Origin of the sequence: Paraburkholderia piptadeniae (assembly GCF_900007165.1) — a bacterium.
In the GTDB taxonomy this organism is placed as follows: Bacteria; Pseudomonadota; Gammaproteobacteria; order Burkholderiales; family Burkholderiaceae; genus Paraburkholderia; species Paraburkholderia piptadeniae.
Map to the genome: position 1 here is coordinate 69,433 of NZ_CYGY02000023.1, position 19,803 is coordinate 89,235.

Annotated in this window: 16 protein-coding genes; 9 read left to right on the forward strand and 7 right to left on the reverse strand. The window is 64.2% G+C overall.

The genetic code is table 11. The annotated features are described in order from the left end of the window. Nucleotides 1-22: 22 nt before the first annotated feature. The 6 genes from lnt to BN2476_RS10370 all read left to right on the forward strand — a co-directional run bounded on the left by lnt (nucleotide 23) and on the right by BN2476_RS10370 (nucleotide 7,402). Nucleotides 23-1,744 (forward strand): apolipoprotein N-acyltransferase, encoded by a 1,722-nt coding sequence (gene lnt / locus BN2476_RS10345; RefSeq protein WP_087734063.1) that lies wholly within the window; start codon nucleotides 23-25, stop codon nucleotides 1,742-1,744. A gap of 241 nt (nucleotides 1,745-1,985) precedes the next feature. After that, entirely contained in the window at nucleotides 1,986-2,993 is a 1,008-nt protein-coding gene (glyQ, locus tag BN2476_RS10350; RefSeq protein ID WP_087734064.1) for a glycine--tRNA ligase subunit alpha, read from the forward strand. Between the two features lie 15 nt (nucleotides 2,994-3,008). Then, nucleotides 3,009-5,108 carry a glycine--tRNA ligase subunit beta gene (gene glyS, locus BN2476_RS10355; protein WP_087734065.1) on the forward strand — a complete coding sequence of 700 codons (2,100 nt, stop codon included), beginning with the start codon at nucleotides 3,009-3,011 and terminating at the stop codon, nucleotides 5,106-5,108. Nucleotides 5,109-5,118: 10 nt separating this feature from the next. Further along, on the forward strand, nucleotides 5,119-5,679 hold the full coding sequence (gene gmhB / locus BN2476_RS10360; RefSeq protein WP_087734066.1) for a D-glycero-beta-D-manno-heptose 1,7-bisphosphate 7-phosphatase: 561 nt from the start codon (nucleotides 5,119-5,121) through the stop codon (nucleotides 5,677-5,679). 37 nt (nucleotides 5,680-5,716) lie between these two features. Further along, the gene (locus BN2476_RS10365; protein WP_087734067.1) at nucleotides 5,717-6,475 is read left to right on the forward strand and encodes a lysophospholipid acyltransferase family protein; all 759 of its coding nucleotides are present in this window, start codon (nucleotides 5,717-5,719) and stop codon (nucleotides 6,473-6,475) included. A 69-nt stretch (nucleotides 6,476-6,544) separates the two neighbouring features. Next, on the forward strand, nucleotides 6,545-7,402 hold the full coding sequence (locus tag BN2476_RS10370; protein WP_087734068.1) for a M48 family metallopeptidase: 858 nt from the start codon (nucleotides 6,545-6,547) through the stop codon (nucleotides 7,400-7,402). A 44-nt stretch (nucleotides 7,403-7,446) separates the two neighbouring features. On the opposite strand, the gene gloA is transcribed toward BN2476_RS10370, so the two are convergent. The 6 genes from gloA to BN2476_RS10400 all read right to left on the reverse strand — a co-directional run bounded on the left by gloA (nucleotide 7,447) and on the right by BN2476_RS10400 (nucleotide 15,163). Then, the gene (gene gloA, locus BN2476_RS10375; RefSeq protein WP_087734069.1) at nucleotides 7,447-7,833 is read right to left on the reverse strand and encodes a lactoylglutathione lyase; all 387 of its coding nucleotides are present in this window, start codon (nucleotides 7,831-7,833) and stop codon (nucleotides 7,447-7,449) included. Nucleotides 7,834-7,944: 111 nt separating this feature from the next. Then, on the reverse strand, nucleotides 7,945-9,072 hold the full coding sequence (locus tag BN2476_RS10380) for a porin (RefSeq protein WP_087734070.1): 1,128 nt from the start codon (nucleotides 9,070-9,072) through the stop codon (nucleotides 7,945-7,947). A 206-nt stretch (nucleotides 9,073-9,278) separates the two neighbouring features. After that, a complete protein-coding gene (gene rsmA / locus BN2476_RS10385) occupies nucleotides 9,279-10,109 on the reverse strand; it encodes a 16S rRNA (adenine(1518)-N(6)/adenine(1519)-N(6))-dimethyltransferase RsmA (RefSeq protein ID WP_087734071.1) in 831 nt (276 codons plus the stop codon). Nucleotides 10,110-10,129: 20 nt separating this feature from the next. Further along, a complete protein-coding gene (pdxA, locus tag BN2476_RS10390; protein ID WP_087734072.1) occupies nucleotides 10,130-11,131 on the reverse strand; it encodes a 4-hydroxythreonine-4-phosphate dehydrogenase PdxA in 1,002 nt (333 codons plus the stop codon). A 14-nt stretch (nucleotides 11,132-11,145) separates the two neighbouring features. After that, nucleotides 11,146-12,525, reverse strand: coding sequence for a peptidylprolyl isomerase (locus tag BN2476_RS10395; protein WP_087734073.1), 1,380 nt, complete (start codon nucleotides 12,523-12,525; stop codon nucleotides 11,146-11,148). Nucleotides 12,526-12,796: 271 nt separating this feature from the next. Then, entirely contained in the window at nucleotides 12,797-15,163 is a 2,367-nt protein-coding gene (locus BN2476_RS10400; protein WP_087734074.1) for an LPS-assembly protein LptD, read from the reverse strand. 226 nt (nucleotides 15,164-15,389) lie between these two features. Between BN2476_RS10400 and BN2476_RS10405 the strand changes: the two genes are divergently transcribed. Further along, nucleotides 15,390-16,484, forward strand: coding sequence for an aminoglycoside phosphotransferase family protein (locus tag BN2476_RS10405; protein WP_087734075.1), 1,095 nt, complete (start codon nucleotides 15,390-15,392; stop codon nucleotides 16,482-16,484). 7 nt (nucleotides 16,485-16,491) lie between these two features. Then, the gene (gene murU / locus BN2476_RS10410) at nucleotides 16,492-17,211 is read left to right on the forward strand and encodes an N-acetylmuramate alpha-1-phosphate uridylyltransferase MurU (RefSeq protein WP_235850787.1); all 720 of its coding nucleotides are present in this window, start codon (nucleotides 16,492-16,494) and stop codon (nucleotides 17,209-17,211) included. A 27-nt stretch (nucleotides 17,212-17,238) separates the two neighbouring features. On the opposite strand, the gene BN2476_RS10415 is transcribed toward murU, so the two are convergent. Next, nucleotides 17,239-19,128, reverse strand: a complete 1,890-nt coding sequence (locus BN2476_RS10415) for an ABCB family ABC transporter ATP-binding protein/permease (protein WP_087734076.1) — start codon at nucleotides 19,126-19,128, stop codon at nucleotides 17,239-17,241. Nucleotides 19,129-19,391: 263 nt separating this feature from the next. On the opposite strand from BN2476_RS10415, the gene BN2476_RS10420 reads away from it, so the two are divergent. Further along, nucleotides 19,392-19,787: an acyl-CoA thioesterase gene (locus tag BN2476_RS10420; RefSeq protein ID WP_087734077.1), complete on the forward strand. Its 396-nt coding sequence runs from the start codon at nucleotides 19,392-19,394 to the stop codon at nucleotides 19,785-19,787. Nucleotides 19,788-19,803: the final 16 nt, after the last annotated feature.

A 19,803-nucleotide genomic window follows, 5' to 3' on the forward strand; every position in this document is an offset into this window, starting at 1 on the left:
TCATCAAGCCGACCACGCAACAATGGCCGACCCGATCACTTCCCGTCTGCGCCGCGGCGTGACACCCGACGCAGCCGATAGAGGCGCACGGGTGCTGCCGTGGTGGCACTACCTCACGGCCGCCGCAGTCGGCGCGCTCAACACGCTGTCGTTCGCGCCGACGCCGCACGGCGGCTGGCTCGAACTGGCGATCTTCGCTTTCTTCTTCGCGTGGCTCACGCGCACGACAGGCTGGAGGAGCGCCGCCCTCACCGGCTTCGCGTTCGGCTTCGGCAACTACGTGACGGGCGTGTGGTGGCTGTACGTGAGCATGCACTTCTACGGCGGAATGGCCGCGCCGCTCGCGGGCGCGGCGCTCGTGCTGTTCTCGCTGTATCTGGCCATCTATCCGGCGCTCGCCGCCGGCATCTGGTCGTTCTGCGCGGGACATGCGCGCAACGGCAAGCTCGCCGACCTCCAGCCGTTTTCGCCGACGTGGCACGGCGCGTTCGCCTTCGCGAGCGCGTGGGCCGTCGGCGAATGGCTGCGGGGCACGGTGTTCACCGGCTTTCCGTGGCTCGCGAGCGGTTATGCGCAGGTCGACGGGCCGTTTGCCGGATTCTCGCCGATTGCGGGCGTATACGGTGTCGGCTGGGTGATGGCGCTCGCCGCCGCGCTGATCGCGCAGGCCGTGCTGCGCTCGCGCGCGGCGTCGAACGGCGATGCGAAGGCTGCGCAGCGTACCAGCCGCGTCGTCACGCCCGCCGCGATCGCCGTCGCGCTGATCGCAGCGGGCCTGCTGCTGCCGCTCGTCTCATGGACGACGCCCGCCAATGCGCCGCTGACCGTGCGGCTGCTGCAAGGCAACGTGAAGCAGGACATGAAGTTCGAAGAGTCGGGCGTGAAGGCCGCGATCGACGAATACGAACGGATGATCACCGCGAAGCCCGCCGATCTCGTCGTCACGCCGGAAACCGCGATTCCCGTGCTCGCGCAAGCCATTCCCGAGTCGTTCGCGGTGGCCGTGCGCCGTTTCGCCGATTCGACGAATACGTCGATCCTGTTCGGCGCGATCGGCGGCACGATCACGGCGGAGGGCCACGTCGTCGACTACACGAACAGCCTGTTCGGTATCACGCCGGGCGAGGCGGGCGTGTACCGTTACGACAAGCATCATCTCGTGCCCTTCGGCGAGTTCGTGCCGTGGGGCTTTCGCTGGTTCGTGAACCTGATGAAGATTCCTCTCGGCGATTTTGCGCGCGGCGCGCCCGTGCAGAAGCCGTTCGTCGTGCACAACCAGCCCATCGCCGTCGATATCTGCTACGAGGACATCTTCGGCGAGGAAATCGCGCGCACGGTGCGCGAGAGCGACACGCCCGCGGGCGTGCTCGTCAATTCGACGAATCTCGCGTGGTTCGGCAACACGATCGCGCTCGATCAGCACTTGCAGATCGCGCGCATGCGCTCGCTCGAAACGGGCCGCCCGATGCTGCGCGCGACGAACACAGGCGCGACGGCCGCCATCGACGCGCGCGGCAACGTGATCGCGCGTCTGCCGACGTTCACGGAAGGGTCGATCGAGGCCGTCGTTCAGGGCACCACGGGCAAAACGCCGTATGTGACGAGCGGCAACAACACGGTGCTCGCGGTATCGCTGCTGTTCCTCGCGTTCGGTTTTGCGTTCGGTCCGGGCCGCGCGCGGTCGAACGGCAAAAACGGCAAGAACGGCGCGAGCGGCGACGCAAAGCGCAATCGCGACGCCTGACAGGCTCGGAACAACGGGCGGCGCAACGACAACAAGCACAACGGCGCGCCCCCGCTGAGCCACCAGGCAATCACCAGGCCCCAGAAAGTCTCAAGCCACCGGCAATCCGGTAAAATTCAGGGTTTTACAGCACTGGGCCGCGCAACCGGCCGGCTGATTGATCGATGGCCAGCAAGGTCATCGCGTCACGCCAGCCGCACGGCATCCGCGTCCTGCCTGAAAGGCACCTTCAAGGCTCTTCATGCTCACGTTTCAGCAAATCATCCTGACGCTGCAATCCTATTGGGACAAGCAGGGTTGCGCGCTGCTCCAGCCGATCGACATGGAAGTCGGCGCGGGCACGTCCCACGTCCATACGTTCCTGCGCGCGATCGGCCCCGAGCCGTGGCGCGCTGCGTACGTCCAGCCGTCGCGCCGCCCGAAAGACGGCCGCTACGGCGAGAATCCGAACCGCCTGCAGCACTACTACCAGTATCAGGTGGTGCTGAAGCCCGCGCCGGAAAACATCCTCGACCTGTACCTCGGATCGCTCGAAGCGCTTGGCTTCGACCTGAAGCAGAACGACGTGCGCTTCGTCGAGGACGATTGGGAAAATCCGACGCTCGGCGCATGGGGTCTCGGCTGGGAAGTGTGGCTGAACGGCATGGAAGTGACGCAGTTCACGTACTTCCAGCAGGTGGGCGGACTCGACTGCAAGCCGGTGCTCGGCGAAATCACCTACGGTCTCGAACGTCTCGCGATGTATCTGCAGAAGGTCGAGAACGTCTATGACCTGATCTGGACCGAGTGGGAAGAAGAAGGCCCGAACGGTCCCGAACTGCGCCGCCTCACGTACGGCGACGTGTATCACCAGAACGAAGTCGAGCAGTCGACGTACAACTTCGAACAGGCCAACACCGACTTGCTGTTCACGTTCTTCAACAGCTACGAGAGCGAAGCGAAGCGCATGATCGAAGTGCCGCTCGCGCTGCCCGCTTACGAGCTCGTGCTGAAGGCCGCTCACACATTCAACCTGCTCGACGCGCGCGGCGCGATCTCGGTGACGGAGCGCGCGGCTTACATCGGCCGCATTCGCGCGCTGTCGCGCCTCGTTGCGCAAGCGTATTACGACTCGCGCGAAAAGCTCGGCTTCCCGATGCTCGGCAATCCCGTGCACCGCGTGCCCGGCCTCACCACCGACGAACAGGACGCCGCGCTGCCCGCGTGGGCGCCGCCGCTCAAAGTCGAACGCAAGATCGATCAGGACTGACGAGACCAAGAAGACATGACGCAATCCCATCAAGCCACCCTGCTCGTCGAACTGCTGACCGAGGAACTGCCGCCCAAAGCGCTCGCGCGTCTTGGCGATGCGTTCGCGGAAGGCCTCGCGCAACGCCTCGCCGCGCGCGATCTGATCGAAGGCGAACTGTCGTTCCAGCGTTACGCCACGCCGCGCCGTCTCGCCGTGGCCGTGAAGAACGTGCGCACTGTCGCGCCGGAAAAACACGTGCGCGAAAAAGTGCTGCCCGTCTCCGTCGCGCTCGATGCAAACGGCCAGCCCACGCCGCCGCTCGCGAAGAAGCTCGCGGCGCTCGGCTTCCCCGATTTCTCGGTGAGCGATCTCGAACGCGCGAACGACGGCAAGGCCGAAGCGTTCTTCCTGCGCTACGCGGCGCCCGGCGCGACGCTCGCCGAAGGACTGCAAGCGGCGCTCGACGAAACGCTCGCGAAGCTGCCCATTCCGAAGGTCATGACATATCAGCGCCCGGACGGCTCGAACGTGCAGTTCGTGCGCCCCGTGCATCGCCTCACAGTGCTGCATGACAACCAAGTCGTGCCCGTCACCGCGTTCGGCATCGACGCCGACGATACGACGCTCGGCCATCGCTTCCTGTCCGAAGGCTACGTGCAGATCCAGCACGCGGATCATTACGCCGAGACGCTGATGCACAAGGGCCACGTGGTGCCGAATTTCGCGGACCGCAAGGAAGCGATTCGCACGCATCTGCTCGCGCACGCGAACGGCGACCAGGTGGTGATGCCCGAGTCGCTGCTCGACGAAGTGACGTCGCTGGTCGAATGGCCCGTCGTCTACGCGTGCAAGTTCGAGGACGAGTTCCTGCAAGTGCCGCAGGAATGCCTGATCCTCACGATGCAGACGAACCAGAAGTATTTCGCGCTCACCGATGCGAACGGCAAGCTGCGCTCGCGCTTTCTGATCGTGTCGAACATCGAGACGAAGACGCCTGTCGAGATCGTCGAAGGCAACGAGCGTGTCGTGCGTCCGCGTCTCGCCGACGCGAAGTTCTTCTTCGAGCACGACAAGAAGAAGCCGCTCGCCGAGCGCGTGCCGCGACTTGCGAACGTCGTCTATCACAACAAGCTCGGCTCGGCGCTGCAACGCGTCGAGCGCGTCGAAGCGCTGTCTGCTGCGATTGCGCAGATGATCGGCGCGGACGTCGCGCTCGCGAAGCGCGGCGCGCATCTCGCGAAGGCCGACCTGCTGACCGACATGGTCGGCGAATTCCCCGAGCTGCAAGGCACGATGGGCACGTACTACGCGCGCCACGACGGCGAGCCGGAAGAAGTCGCGCTCGCGTGCACGGAACACTATCAGCCGCGCTTCTCCGGCGACGCATTGCCGTCGACGGCGACGGGAACGGTCGTCGCGCTCGCCGACAAGCTCGAAACGATCGTCGGCATCTGGGGCATCGGCCTTCAGCCTACGGGCGAAAAAGATCCGTTCGCGCTGCGCCGTCACGCGCTCGGCGTGCTGCGCATTCTCGTCGAGAAGCAGTTGCCCATCGATCTCGTCGAGCTGCTGCGCGCCGCTTACTCACAATTCACGAACGTGCCGAATGTCGCCGATTCGACGCAAGCGATCTACGAGTTCTGCATCGACCGTCTGCGCGGCCTGCTGCGCGAGCGCGGCTATGCCGTCGGCGAAGTCGATGCCGTGCTCGCGCTGAACCCGACGCGCTTCGACGACATCGTCGCGCGTCTGGATGCCGTGCGCGAATTCGCTGCGCTCGCCGAAGCAGCATCGCTTGCGGCCGCGAACAAGCGCATCTCGAACATCCTGAAGAAGTCGGAAGGCGCGAAGGTCGACGGCGTGGATATCGCGCTGCTCGTCGAAGCGGCCGAAAAGGCACTGCATGCGCAACTCGAACAGGTCACGCCGCGCGTGCAGTCGCAACTGGCCGAGCGTCAGTACACGGGCGCGCTGTCGGCGCTCGCGGCGCTGCGCGAACCCGTCGATACGTTCTTCAACGACGTGATGGTCAATGCCGAAGATCCGGCGCTGCGCGCGAATCGTCTCGCGCTGCTCGGCGCGCTGCATCAGCAGATGAACTGCGTCGCCGATATTTCTCGCCTCGCCGCCTGAGCACCACATCATGCCGATTAGCGCAAAGAAACTCGTGGTGCTCGACAGGGACGGCGTGATCAACGTCGACTCGGACGCGTACATCAAGTCGCCCGACGAGTGGGTTGCCCTGCCCGGCAGCCTCGAAGCGATCGCGCGGCTGAATCAGGCCGGTTATCGCGTGGCCATCGCGACGAACCAGTCGGGCATCGGCCGTGGTCTGTTCGACATGAACGCGCTCAACGCAATGCATCTGAAGATGCATCGCGCGGCAGCGGCTGTTGGCGCGCGCATCGACGCGGTGTTCTTCTGCCCACACACGGCGGAAGATCACTGCGAGTGCCGCAAGCCGAAGCCCGGCATGCTGAAGCTGATTGCCGAGCGCTTCGAGATCGAGCCGTCCGAAACGCCCGCAGTCGGCGATTCGCTGCGCGATCTGCAGGCGGCCGCCGCGCTCGGTTTCATCCCGCATCTGGTGCTGACGGGCAAGGGCAAGAAGACGCTCGCGGCAGGCGGCCTGCCCGAAGGCACGCGCGTGCACGACGACTTGCGCGCCTTCGCGCTCGACTTCCTCGCCGAAGAACAAGAATGACGCGCACGAGCGCGCCCTCATCTCACCGACCACACCGATGCGCTTCATCCGATCGCTGTTGCTGCTGATCTTCTTCGCGGTCTTCACGATTCCGTACGCGACCGCGTGCTTCTTCGCGTTTCCGTTCATGCGCGCCGACAACCGCTACTGGATGGCTGTCGGCTGGTGCCGCGTGACGCTCGCCGTCGTGCGCGTGCTCAACGGCATCCGCTACGAAGTGCAAGGCATGGAGAATCTGCCGCGCGGTCCGGCTGTGCTGCTGTCGAAGCATCAGTCCGCGTGGGAGACGGTCGCGTTCCCCGCGCTGATGCCGCGACCGCTGTGCTATGTATTCAAGCGCGAATTGCTGTACGTGCCGTTCTTCGGCTGGACACTCGGCATGCTGAAGATGATTCACATCGACCGCAAGGAAGGCAAGAACGCGTTTGCGTCGGTGACGAGGCAGGGCGCGCGCCGCATGTCGGAAGGCGCATGGGTCATCATGTTCCCCGAAGGCACGCGCACGCCGACGGGCAAGCAGGGCAAGTACAAGACGGGCGGCGCGCGCTTCGCGGTCGCGACGGGCGCCGTCGTCGTTCCCATTGCGCACAACGCGGGACGCGTGTGGCCACGCAACTCGTTTACGAAATATCCGGGTATAGTCACAGTGTCGATCGGCAAACCGATCGACACCACCGGGCTCACGCCCGACGAAGTGAACACGCGCGTCGAAACGTGGATCGAAGCCGAAATGCGCCGCATCGATCCAGCCGCCTACGGTGTCGAGCAGAATACGCCCGCCGCCGCCCGTATCTGACGCGCCACGCCGCAACAGGCATGTGCAACACGCGTGCCTTGCCCGACGTATCAGCGCGAAGTGAGTCCGATGCAGAAGTCTCCAAAGCCGCAGCCTGCTGCGGCGCTCGATAGCCGGCAACTCGATCTGCCGCTCTTCGACGAGCCGGGCCAGTCTGCCGCGCCGCCGCAGTCCAAGCCCGCCGTTCCCCTCGCTCCCGACGGTTCCAAACTGCGCAGCGTCACGCTCGGCGCGCGCACGTTGTTTTACGCGTTGAAGCGCTCGTCGCGCCGCTCGATTGGCTTTGCGATCGACAGCACGGGTCTCACGATCACGGCGCCGCGCTGGGTCACGCTCACGGACATCGAAACGGCGATCGCCGAAAAGCAGCGCTGGATTTTCACGAAGCTCACCGAATGGCAGACGCGCACCGAACAGCGCGTGATGCCGCGCGTCGACTGGAAAGACGGCGCGGAACTGCCGTATCTCGGACAGACCGTGCGCGTGACGCTTGCGGCGCCGAACGGCCTCGTCGCATTCGATGCCGAACAGAATGTGCTCGCGCTGCCGTTGCCCGCGCACGCCGATCCGCAGCAGATCAAGGACCGCGTGCAAGGCTGGCTCCAAGGCGAGGCGAAGCGCATCTTCGGTGAACGCCTCGATGTGTATGCGCAGAAGCTGGGCGTCACGTATCGCGCGTATGCGTTGTCATCGGCGGCGACGCGCTGGGGCAGTTGTTCGAGCGACGGCAAGATCCGGCTGAACTGGCGGCTGATTCACTTCCCGCTGTCGATCATCGACTATGTGGCCGCGCACGAGCTCGCGCATCTGCGCGAGATGAACCACAGTCCGCGCTTCTGGCAGACGGTCGAATCGATCTTCCCCGAGTTCAAGGAAGCGCGGCAGACGCTCAAGCATCATCCGCCCGAGTTGCTGCCTACGCTGTAAAGCAAAAAGCGCCGGACTCATCATCCGGCGCTTTCGTTTTTACATCACGACTTCTTTTGAATGAACTCGATCTTGTAGCCGTCCGGGTCGGTGACGAATGCAATGACAGTCGTGCCGTGCTTCATCGGACCGGCTTCGCGCACCACCGTGCCGCCCTGCTGCTTGATCTTCTCACATGCCGCGTACGCATCGTCGACTTCGACGGCGAGGTGGCCGAATGCGTTGCCCATGTCGTACGACTCGGTGTCCCAGTTGTGGGTGAGCTCGATCACCGTGCCGTCTTTTTCATCTTCGTAGCCGACGAAGGCGAGCGTGAACTTGCCTTCCGGATAGTCATTGCGGCGCAGCACTTTCATGCCGAGCAGCTCCGTGTAGAACTTGATCGAGCGGTCGAGATTGCCGACTCGAAGCATCGTGTGAAGAAGGCGCATCGTGTACTCCCCTGTTGCCTGATGATGTCGAGGACGACAATGTACAGAAAAAGCCGCGCGTTCGCTGACGGCGAAGTCACGGCGTCGTCCACGTTCGCGTGCGCAGCGTGCTCAGAACAGATGCCGCAGCCCCGCCATCATGCCGATCTGCGAGCCCTTCTGCGCGAGGCCGACGCCGTTGACGCCCTGCAATTGTGCGCCAATCAGGTCGCCGCGATACAACGCATAATCGGCTTCGAGATAGACGTCCGTGCGTTTGGACAGGTTGTAGTCGGCGACCAGTTGATACTGCCACGCGGAGCCGTCCTGCGCATGCGTCTTGCCGTCCTGCAAGGTCCGCCACACGTTCGCAGCGAAATGCCATGCGGCGCCCACCTGCTGCGTGATGCCGCCCAGTATCATGCGCCGGCGCGAAAAGTCGGTGTACTTTAGCGCGGCCAGCACGGGGGCCGTGAACGGACCGTTCGCGAAGTTCGAAAAGCCCGGGTCGTTGCGGTTGACGATATAACCGAGCGCGAAGCGCGTCTGGTCCCATGTGTACGATGCGCCGAACGTCCACGCTTTCGCGGTGCTTCCGTTCACCGAATCGCGCGTCTCCTCGTACGCGCCGCCGAAATTCACGGGCCCGCCGTGCGGCGTATAAGCGGCGGCCGCGCCGAACTGCGAGCCATACGACGTATGCCCCGCGACGCCGCCGAACGCATAGGCCGCCGAGAACAACAGGTCATGCGTACGCGCCTGATACTGCACCTGATTGCTCGTCCAGATGCCGCCCGACATCGTCACTTCCGGCTGGAAGCTGAAGTCGTACGGAATCCACGGATTGCTGCCATAGCCGCCGATCGTGATGCCCTCGATCAGCACATTCGGCATGCGCCCGAAGATCAGCTTGCCATACGACGACGACTGCACGCCGATCTGCGCTTCGTTGAAGAACGGCAGAGTCGGGTCGCTCTGACCGCTGTTGATGAAGATGCGATTTTCAAGCTTGAAGAAGGTGGACCAGCCGCCGCCCAGGTCCTCGACGCCGCGCAAGCCCCAGCGGCTTTCCGACATGCCGCCGTTGCCGAGGCCCACGCTCGAATCGCCCTTCGTGTTCACGTGCGTCATATAGCGGACGCTTTCGTCAACGATTCCGTATAGCGTGACGCTCGATTGCGCGTGCGCCGTCGTAGTCGTCAACACGGGCGCAAGCGCCGCGCAGGCGCAAAACAGAAGCCTCTTGCTCACCATCGTCATACCGTCTCCTCAACCAGCATGCATTCGAATTGAATTGCCAGGGAAAGCCATAAAGCGGTGCGGCCGCCGGCGCGAATGGGCGAGCGCAGGCAAATGCGTAAGATTAATCTGTGTGATGCGTCAGAAAGATAAAAGAAAGCCCGCGTGTTGCGGGCTGTCTACACTGATCCGTGCGAATGCAACGAGGGACGCTGCATGATCTCCGGCTAGCCGCCCGCTGCGCGCGAAACGGCCTGCGCGACGGCCACATATTCTTCGACGGGCACGTCTTCGGCGCGGCGTTGCAGATCGAAGCCGAGCGCCTCGAAATCGACGGTATCGCGGTAGCTCGTCAGCGTGTTGCGCAGCATCTTGCGCCGCTGCGAGAACGCCGCCGTGACGAGGTTGCCGAGCGTCTTTTCATCGACGACTGGCAGTTCGTGCGGCGCGTACGGAATCATGCGGACGATGGCCGAATCCACTTTCGGCGGCGGCTGGAACGATTCGGGCGGCACGTCGAGCAGCTTGTCGATTACATAGCGGTACTGCAGCATCACCGAAAGCCGGCTGAACGCTTTGCTGCCGGGCTCCGCGACCATGCGCTCGACCACTTCGTTCTGCAGCATGAAGTGCTGGTCGATCACGCGCCCGGCGAAAGTGGCGAGATGAAACAGCAGCGGACTGGAAATGTTGTACGGCAGATTGCCGACGATGCGCAGCGTCGGCTTGTCGCCCTCCGCCGCGAGCGAGCCGAAGTCGAACGCGAGCGCGTCGCCTTCGTGCAGCTCGAGCAGATCGCCGAACTTCTTCTTCAGGCGCCCGATCAGATCGCGGTCCAGTTCGACGGCATGCAGCGGCGCTTCGGGCGTCGCGAGACGCTCGATCAGCGGCCCGGTGAGCGCGCCCAGCCCCGGCCCGATTTCGACCATGCGTTCGCCGCGTTGCGGACGGATCACGTCGACGATCGAATCGATGATGCCGAGGTCGACGAGAAAATTCTGTCCGAAGCGCTTGCGCGCGAAGTGGCCCTGGTGCTGTCTGCTTGAACTGTTGGACATCGAAGAAGCTTACGAAAAAATCACGCGGCGCGGCGGTTGCGCGCCATGGAAACCGCGGTGTCGATGGCGGCGATCAGGCTGCCCGCGTCCGCGCGGCCCGTGCCCGCGAGGTCGAGCGCCGTGCCGTGATCGACGGAAGTGCGAATGATGGGCAAGCCCAGCGTCACGTTGATGCCCTCGCCGAACGTCGCGTATTTGAGCACGGGCAGGCCCTGGTCATGGAACATCGCGAGCACGCAATCGGCTTCATTCAGATAGCGCGGCTGGAACAGCGTGTCGGCGGGATACGGGCCGCGCGCGTCGATGCCCTGCCCGTTGGCCAGCTTCAGCGCGGGCGAAATCACGTCGATCTCCTCGCGGCCGAGATAGCCATTCTCGCCCGCATGCGGATTAAGGCCCGTGACGAGAATGCGCGGCGCGGGCAAGCCGAAATGATGGCGCAGATCGTGATCGATGATGCGCAACGTATCGACGAGCCCATCGACGGTCAATGCCGCCGACACGTCCTTCAAAGGCAGGTGCGTGGTCGCGAGCGCGACACGGAGCGGCCGCGCGCCCGTGCCCGCGAGCATCATCACGACGCGCGGCGTGTGCGTGCGTTCGGCGAGATATTCCGTGTGGCCGGTGAAGGGCACGCCTGCATCGTTGATCGTGCTCTTTTGCAGCGGCGCGGTGACGATTGCATCGAACGTGCCGGCAAGCGCGCCGTCGATCGCGGCATCGAGCAGGCCGAGCACGTACGGACCGTTTTTCGCATCGAGCTTGCCCGCCTGCGCCGGCACGGCGAGCGCGTGATGCTGCGTCGCGATGCGACGCCCCTGCTGCGCCGCCCAGTCGATCCCGATGGCCTTCGCGCGCTCGGCCAGCAGGCCGCTGTCGCCGAGCACCGTGAAATGCGCATCGTGCCAGTGCGCGCCCGCTGCGGCGAGCGCCAGTGCCGTCAGTTCAGGACCGACGCCGGCCGGCTCGCCCGTGGTAATCGCGATATTCAGCGGTGCGTTCGAGGACTGGTCAGCGGTCATGACGGCTCCGGAATTTATTGCATCGATGTGCCCGTGACAGGGCCTACCTTGTAGTCGACATACGCGGTGTCGCGCAGTTCACGCAGCCAGTCGGCATATGCCTGTTCCGCCTTGCGCTGGCCGATGGCCTGACGCGCGAGATCCATCTGCTGCGCAACCGAGCCTTCCGCTTCGCGGCGGCCCAGCACCTGGATCAGGTGGTAGCCGTATTCGCTTCGCACGGGTTCGCTGATCTGGCCGTCCTGCAGCGAGTTCATCGCCCGCTCGAACTCGGGCACCGTCTCGCCCGGGCTGATCCAGCCAAGATCGCCGCCTTGCGACGACGAGCCGTCCTGCGAGTAGGTGCGCGCGAACTTGTCGAAGTCGCCCTGGCCCGACTGGATGTCGCGCTTGATTTCGAGCAGCTTCTCGCGTGCCTGCGGTTCCGACATGCCTTCGCCGACGCGCAGCAGGATGTGGCGCACGTGGGTCTGCACGAGCTTCGTCGAATCGGCGGACGTGGCGCCCTGGCCCGAACGACGCTCGACGAGACGCACGATCTCGAAACCGTCGCCAGTGCGGATCACGGACGGATTGACCTGGCCCGGACGCAGCGTCGAAGCCGCCGTCACGAATTCAGCCGGCAGTTTCGACGGCTGCTGAAAGCCCATGTCGCCGCCCTTCGATGCATCCGGCGCCTGCGAATTGGCCTTCGCGAGCCGTGCGAAGTTGCCGCCGTTCGACGCTTCCTGAAGCAGCGAATTCGCCTTGGCCTGCGCCGCCTCGATGTCCGTCTGCGATGCGTTGAGCGGCGCCTTCAGGAAGATGTGCTCGAAGTGCAGATCGGACGTGACACCCGCCGTCGGCCCGCGCTGGCTCGCGATGTAGTTCGCCACTTCGGCATCCGACACCGTGATCTTGCTGTCCACTTCCTTCTCGCGCAGACGCGACAGGATCAACTCCGTCTTCGCGTCGCCCGTGAAGGTCGTCCAGGGCACGCCTTGCGCCTCGATGCGCGCGCGGTACATTTCGAGCGGCATGTTGTTCGCCTGCGCGAGACGTTCGAGCGTGCGCTGCACCGTTGCGTCGTCGACGGTGATGCCGTCTTCGCGCGCCTTCTGCAACTGGATGCGCTCCAGCACCATCTGGTTGAGCACCTGCTGGCGCAGTTGATCGGCGGGCGGAATCGGCGCGTGCTGCTGGTTCAGCCGCTTCGTGATCAGGCCGACGCGCATGTCCAGCTCGCGCTGCGTGATGACGCCGTTGTTGACCACAGCCGCGATCGTATCGACGGGTTGCGCGTTGTTGTTGCCGTTCAGCGCCTGCGCGTGCGCCGGAACCGCCAACAGAATGGATGCGGCCGCAGCGAGGCCGGTCGCGAACGTTGCCAGGCGAAGCTTTTTCATGATTGCCACAGATACTCCAATGATGTCGGGCACGCTCGGCCCGTCTGTCGACCAGAGTTGGCGTGTCGACTGGAGTTGCCGCTTTCGCGCGTACTCCCGTCCCATGCCTTGCTCTGGTCCCATGCAACGCGGTTGCGGTCGACGGTAGCTGGCGCTTCGGCGCCTTACTCCGATCCTATGCAACACAGTTGCCTTTCCCTTCTGCGAACGACGCGACATCCGTCATTCGCGCCCCCCGTCATCCGCGACCCGGTCATTCCTGACCCGGTCCGCGCCCCGGTCACTCGTAGTTGTTGAACTGCGATTCGGGCGGCGGCGGTGGCGGCAGCGGCGTATAGCCCGCCACGCTCGCGCGGAACGCGGACATCAGCCCGTTGTCGACGCTCGACAGCCCCTTGAACGTCAACTGCGCAAGCACCCGCGTGCCCGCCGTCTGGCCGCCCGTCGAGTTGATCCCGTTTGCGTAGCGCTGGAAGCCCACGCCGAGCGTCCAGCAATCCGCGTCGTACTGCACGCCGAGCAGCGCGTCGACGGCGCGATGTCCCTTCAGGTCGTAATTGATCCGCCCGACGCCGTAGAAGCGGTGCGTCAGCGGCCATTGGCCCGAGATCAGCAGCTGGTTGATCGGCTGGTTGTCCAGCGTCGTGTTGGCGCGCGTGTAGCGGTATCCGACGTTGATGACTTTGCCGGACTCCGGGCTGAACCCGAAGCCGACGCTGGTTTTGACCAGCTGGTTGTTGTCCGCATTATATTGGAACGCCGTTTCCGAGGCGAAACCGGCCCCGAGCTTCAGCGACGCGCCGAGAATCAGGTCCGAATGCGTCGCCTGCTCGGTCGTCTGCGACTGGTTCAGCGTCACGCGCTGATCGCGGAAATAGTACTGCTGCGCGATCACGAAGCGCGCGCGCTCGTCGCCCGTGGCCGGGTTCAGGAAACGCGTCGTCAGCGCGGCCGTCAGGCGGTTTGCATCGGCGATGCGGTCGTTGCCGACGAAAGTGTTCGGCGTAAAGATTTCCGCGAGGCCGAAGTCCGATTCGGCCGTATCGAACAGCGGCGCGAAGTTCTGGTTGCGAAACGGCGTGTAGACGTAGTACAGACGCGGCTCCAGCGTCTGGATATAGTCCTCGCCGAAGATGCGTACCGAGCGGTCGAAGATCAGGCCGGTATCGAACGAGAACGTCGGCACCGATTCCGTGAAGTTCTTCGGCTGGCCCGCGGGCGCGCCCGTGCCGATGTTGCTCAGGTCGTACGACGCGAAGTGCCACTGCACCTTCGGCGTGACGAAGTAGCCCGGGCCGACGACGGAATACGACAGGTACGGATTGAAGACGACGCGATCGCCTTCCGTCGAGTCCGCAGTCGTGATGCGGAAGCGCGTGTAGTCCGCTTCAGCGCCGAAGTCGAAGCCGCCGACGTTGTACTTGTTGTACTTCACGTTCAACTGCGGCTCGCGGCCGTACGGCGCAGTGGATGGCGGCAGCGTCTGCCAGTGCTGCTCGCGCGCGAGCACGGACCACGGACCGTTGTTGTACGTGAGGCCAGCTTCCTGCTGATACAGCAGTTGCGTGCCGTTCAGAAACTGGTTCGTCGTCGACGCCAGGTCTTCCGGATACGTGTTGTCCGAGACCTTGTTGTAGTAGATGTACCCGGCGAAGCCCGAACCGAAGTTCTGGTTGTGCTGGATGTACAGCGCGTAGCGGTTCGTCTTCGTGATCTTGTCGTCGGGCAGGAACTCGCCCGTGATCGACCCGCTATATGTCGGCGACAGATAGCGGAAATTCGCTTGCGTCTGCACGCCGCGCTTCGACAGGATGCGCGGTGTCAGCGTCAGATCGCGGTTGGGCGCGATGTTGAAGTAGTACGGCAGCGACAGCTCGAAGCCGTTGGTCGAACTGAGCGACGCCGTCGGCGGCAGCAGGCCGCTGCGCCGCGCGCCTGATAGCGGGAATGACAGCCACGGGCTCGCGAACACGGGCACGCCCTGGAAGAACAGCACGCCGTTGTGCGCGACGCCGTCGTCGGCGCCCGAATCGAAATCGAACTCACTGCCCTTGATGTACCACGCGGGATCGTCCGTGCATTGGCACGCCGTGTACGTGCCGCGCGTGAACACCGAGCGCTCGTTGTCGATCAGATCGACGCGTTCCGCGCTGCCCGAGCCGCCCGTCGCGTTAAAGTGGTACTTCGGCGAGGTCATGAAGCCTTCGCTCGACTCCACCTTCATGTGCGCTTCAGGCCCCGTAAACACACTGCCGTTGCCCGACAGATGGACATTGCCGTAAGCGTCGGCCATGTCCGTATCCTGATCGTAATGAAGCGCGTCCGCCTTGAGCGCCGAATAGCCGCGGCGGACTTCGGCCGAGCCTTTTGCGGCGATGTCCTGGTCGGCCGTGCCCGTGGTCGAGTCGCCGAGCACGAAGGTCGCGGGACTCTGACCATTGGGCGCCGGGTGTTCTTCGAGTTGTGGAGCAAGCCGCAGGCCCCACGGCGCGTCTATCGGCTGCGCCTGCGCCGCCTCTCCCGCCAGCTGCGCGTGCGAGAGCGCGGGCAGCAGGCCCGGCACGGCGACCAGCGCCGCTGCGAGCCGCCTTCTGCGTGGCAGGCCGTCAGAGGAGGAAGTGGTCGGGAAAAGCTTGTTAGGCGGCATGTATCGTTTGGCGTATCGGCTCTGCGGTCAGTTCATCCACCCGGTTCATCGATCACAAGCTGCCGCCTGTGCAGTCGAGCTTCGAATGCACAACGCTTGACGATTCATGCAGCGGTAAGGCGGGCGATCCGGGAGATGCGCGAGAACTGACGCGAGTCGCGTCAAAAAAGTCGTGGGGTATTATATGGCAAGACGTTGCCCACCCCGATTTTGTCACCAGCATTTCATGACGCTTCCCCCCGCTTCCTCCGCTTTTTCTGCCACTTCCGCTGCTTCGCGCGCGGATCACCGCCTCGATCTTCTGAGCGCATGGCTGCGCACCCACGCCGACCGCTACGGACTCGAGCTCGCGACGCTCGCGCCCGCGTCCGCCGATGCCAGCTTTCGCCGCTATTTCCGCCTTGCCGGCAGCGGCGCAGACCTTGGCGCGAGCGATCCGGCCCGCGCGACGGTGATCGCCGTCGATGCGCCGCCGCCCGAAAAATGCCGTGAATTCGTCCGGGTCGCGGGTTTGCTGGCCGACGCGGGCGTACATGTGCCGCGCGTGCTCGAAGTCGATTTCGATGCGGGCTTCATGCTCGTGACGGACCTGGGCACGCGGTCGTATCTCGGCGCGCTCAAGGAAAGCAGCGCCGGCGACGCGAAAAAACTGATGCGCGATGCGCTCGACGCGTTGATTCGCTGGCAGCTCGCCTCGCGCGAAGACGTGCTGCCGCCGTTCGACGAAGCGTTCCTGCGCCGCGAGATGGAGCTGATGCCCGAGTGGTTCATCGGCCGGCATCTGGGGCGCGAGGTCGACGACAACACGCGCGGCGTGCTCGACCGCACGTTCGCGCTGCTGATCGCGAGTGCGCGAGCACAGCCGCAAGTCTTCATGCTGCGCGATTTCATGCCGCGCAACCTGATGATCGCGAGCCCGAACCCGGGCGTGCTCGACTTTCAGGACGCGGTCTACGGGCCGATCAGCTATGACGTCGCGTCGCTGCTGCGCGATGCGTTTATCAGCTGGGACGAAGAGTTCGAACTGGATTGCTTCGTGTACTACTGGGAGCGCGCGAAGAAGGCCGGCTTGCCCGTCGATGCCGATTTCGGCGAGTTCTATCGCCAGATCGAATGGATGGGCCTGCAACGGCATATCAAGGTGCTCGGTCTGTTCTGCCGGATCAACTATCGCGATAGCAAGCCGCATTACATGGCCGACCTGCCGCGCTTCATCGGCTATGCGCGCAAGGTCGCGGAACGCTACCGGCCGCTCGCGCCGTTCGCGAAACTGCTCGATGACCTCGAAGGCCGCGCCGTCGATGTCGGCTACACCTTCTGACGGACGGATGAAAAACTTGAACAAAGCGATGATCTTCGCCGCCGGACGCGGCGAACGGATGCGTCCACTGACGGATACCTGCCCGAAGCCGCTTTTGAAGGTCGGCGGCAAGGCGCTGATCGAGTGGCAAATCGAACGGCTCGCGCGCGCCGGATTCACGACCATCGTGATCAATCATGCGTGGCTCGGCGAACGGATCGAGGCGGCGCTCGGCGACGGCTCGCGGTATGGCCTCTCGCTGCGCTATTCCGCCGAAGACGAAGCGCTCGAAACGGCAGGCGGCATTGCGCAGGCGCTGCCGCTGCTCGAAGACGCGGGCAAGCCGGAAGTATTCGTGGCCGTCAGCGGCGACGTGTACGCCGACTTCGATTACGCGGCGCTGCGTGTGCCCGCCGCACGGCTCGCCGAAGCGGCTGATCCGGGCATGCACCTGGTGATGGTGCCCAATCCCGCGTTTCATCCAAAGGGCGATTTCGCGCTGGGCAGCGACGGTGTGCTGTCACTGGAAGGCGCTCCGCGCTATACGTTCGGCAACATCGGGCTCTACGACACGCGGATGTTTCGCGATCTCGCGCCGGGCACGCGTCGCGCGCTCACGCCGTATTATCGTGAGGCGATTGCGCAGAAGCGCGCAAGCGGCGAGCTTTATGAAGGGCTGTGGGAGAACGTCGGGACGCCGGCGCAGCTCGATGCGCTCGACCGCCAGTTGCTGGCGCAGAACGCGTAACCGCTAGAAGAGCAGGCAAGCGGCGCTTTAGTGCCCCTCCCCATTCCCCTGCTCTTCGACCGCTTCTTCGGCGTGCGCCGCGCGCTCCTGCTGCAACGCCCACATCTGCGCGAAGAGCCCGCCCATCAAAATCAGTTCAGAGAAAGTGCCGCGCTCGACGATGCGCCCCTTGTCCATCACGATGATCTGCTGCGCGTGCACGACCGTCGATAACCTATGCGCGATGATGAGCGTCGTGCGTTCGCGCGCGATCTGATCGAGCTCGTGCTGGATCGCGCGCTCCGAGCGCGAGTCGAGCGCGGACGTCGCTTCGTCGAAAAGCAGAACGGGCGGATTCTTCAGCACCGTGCGCGCGATCGCGACGCGCTGCTTCTCGCCGCCCGACAGCTTTAATCCGCGTTCGCCGACGGGCGTCTCATAGCCCTTCGGCAGGCTCTCGATGAACTCGTGTATGTGCGCCGCGCGCGCCGCCGCGATCACTTCGTCACGCGTCGCCGTTGGACGGCCATACGCGATGTTGTAGTAGATCGTATCGTTGAAGAGCACCGTGTCCTGCGGCACGATACCGATCGACGCCCGCAACGAATCCTGCGTCACGTCGCGAATATCCTGTCCATCGATGCGGATCGCGCCGCCCGTCGCGCGGTCCAGATCGTAGAAGCGGAACAGCAGGCGCGCGAGCGTCGACTTGCCCGAACCGCTATGTCCGACCACAGCCGTCGTCGTGCCCGCTGGAATCGTGAAGCTCACGTCGTGCAGAATGGGCCGCGACGGTTCATACGCGAAGCTCACGTGCTCGAAGCCGACCTGCGCGCCGCGCACGGCGAGCGGCAGCGCATCGGGCGCGTCGGGCACTTCGCGCGCCGCGCCGAGCAGCGTGAACATGCGGTCCATGTCGGTGAGACTCTGCTTCAGCTCGCGATACACGACGCCGAGAAAATTCAGCGGAATGTAGAGCTGCAGCATGAACGTGTTGATCAGCACGAGATCGCCAAGCGTGAGGCGCCCCGCCATCACGCCTTGCGTCGCGCGCCACAGGATGAACACGAGCCCGATGCCGATGATCGCCTGCTGGCCGAAGTTCAGCGCCGACAGCGAGTTCTGCGACTTGATCGCCGCCGCGCGATAGCGCTTCAGATTTTCGTCGTAGCGCTTCGCTTCCCACTCTTCGTTGTTGAAGTATTTGACCGTCTCGTAGTTCAACAGCGAATCGATTGCGCGCGAGTTCGCCTTCGAATCGAGTTCGTTCATCGTGCGGCGAAAATGCGTGCGCCACTCGGTCACCTTGACGGTGTACGTGATGTACGCGGCGAGCGCGGCGAACGTGACGAGCGCGTAATACGCCTCGTACTTGACGACGAAAAAGCCCAGCACGAGACCGACTTCGACGAGCGTCGGCAGAATGCTGTACAGCGAGTACGAAATCAATTGCGTGATGCCGCGCGTGCCGCGCTCGATGTCGCGCGACATGCCGCCCGTCTGCCGCTCCAGATGAAAACGCAGCGAAAGCGAATGCAGATGCCGGAACACCTTCAGCGCAAGCTGGCGCACGGCGCTTTCCGTCACCTTCGAGAAAAGAATCTCGCGCAGTTCGGTGAAGAGCGACGTCGACAGCCGCACGACGGCATACGCGACCACCAGCAGCCCGACGCCGCCCAGCAGCACGATACCGGGCGCATTCGTCGCGCGCCCGAGCGCCGTCAGATGCTGCACCGACGCGAGATTGTCGACGATGCGCTTCATCACGACGGGAACGCCCAGGTTCGCGACCTTCGCGCCGATCAGGCAACTGAGCGCCAGCACGACGCGCCACTTGTACGTCGCGAGGTACGGCAGCAGCGAGACGATCGTCTGCCAGTCGTTGCGCGGCTGGTTCGAGATCGGCGGCGGTTCGGACGAAGCGGAATAGCGACGCATAATTGCTTTGTGGATGAGCCCGCACGCTTTGACGCGTGACTGATGGGGAATGTGACGGGCGACGCGCCTGAAGCGCCCTGGAGCCTGATGCGCTCCGGCATGCGCTTTCCCGTACAATTCCCAGTTTGGCAATATTGTCGCAGAAGCCGGCTGGCGCCGCTTTCGCAGCGCTGACCCAAGCGTCGTTTGCAGTCCCCGCCGTGCCGTTGTCGTGAGATCCGCCGCTGCCGCTGTCGGCTCAACTGATTTTTATGGATACCCCGATGACCGAGACTCTCCAACTCCCGCAGAAACCGTGCGCGCTGCGCGTCGTCCCACAACCGTCGGATGCGAACGTCCACGGCGATGTGTTCGGCGGCTGGATCATGGCGCAAGTCGACATTGCCGGCTCGATTCCCGCGAGCCGCCGCGCGAACGGCCGCGTCGCGACGATCGCGGTCAATTCGTTCGTGTTCAAGCAGCCAGTGTTCGTCGGCGATCTGCTGACTTTTTACGCGGATATCGTAAAGACGGGCAACACGTCGGTCACGGTCGACGTCGAGGTCTACGCGCAGCGCATGAGCCTCGCGGAAGAAGTGGTGAAGGTCACGGAAGCGACCCTCACCTATGTCGCGACGGATAGCGACCGCCGTCCGCGCGCACTGCCTCAGCTGGGCTGAGGTTCGAACATCGGGA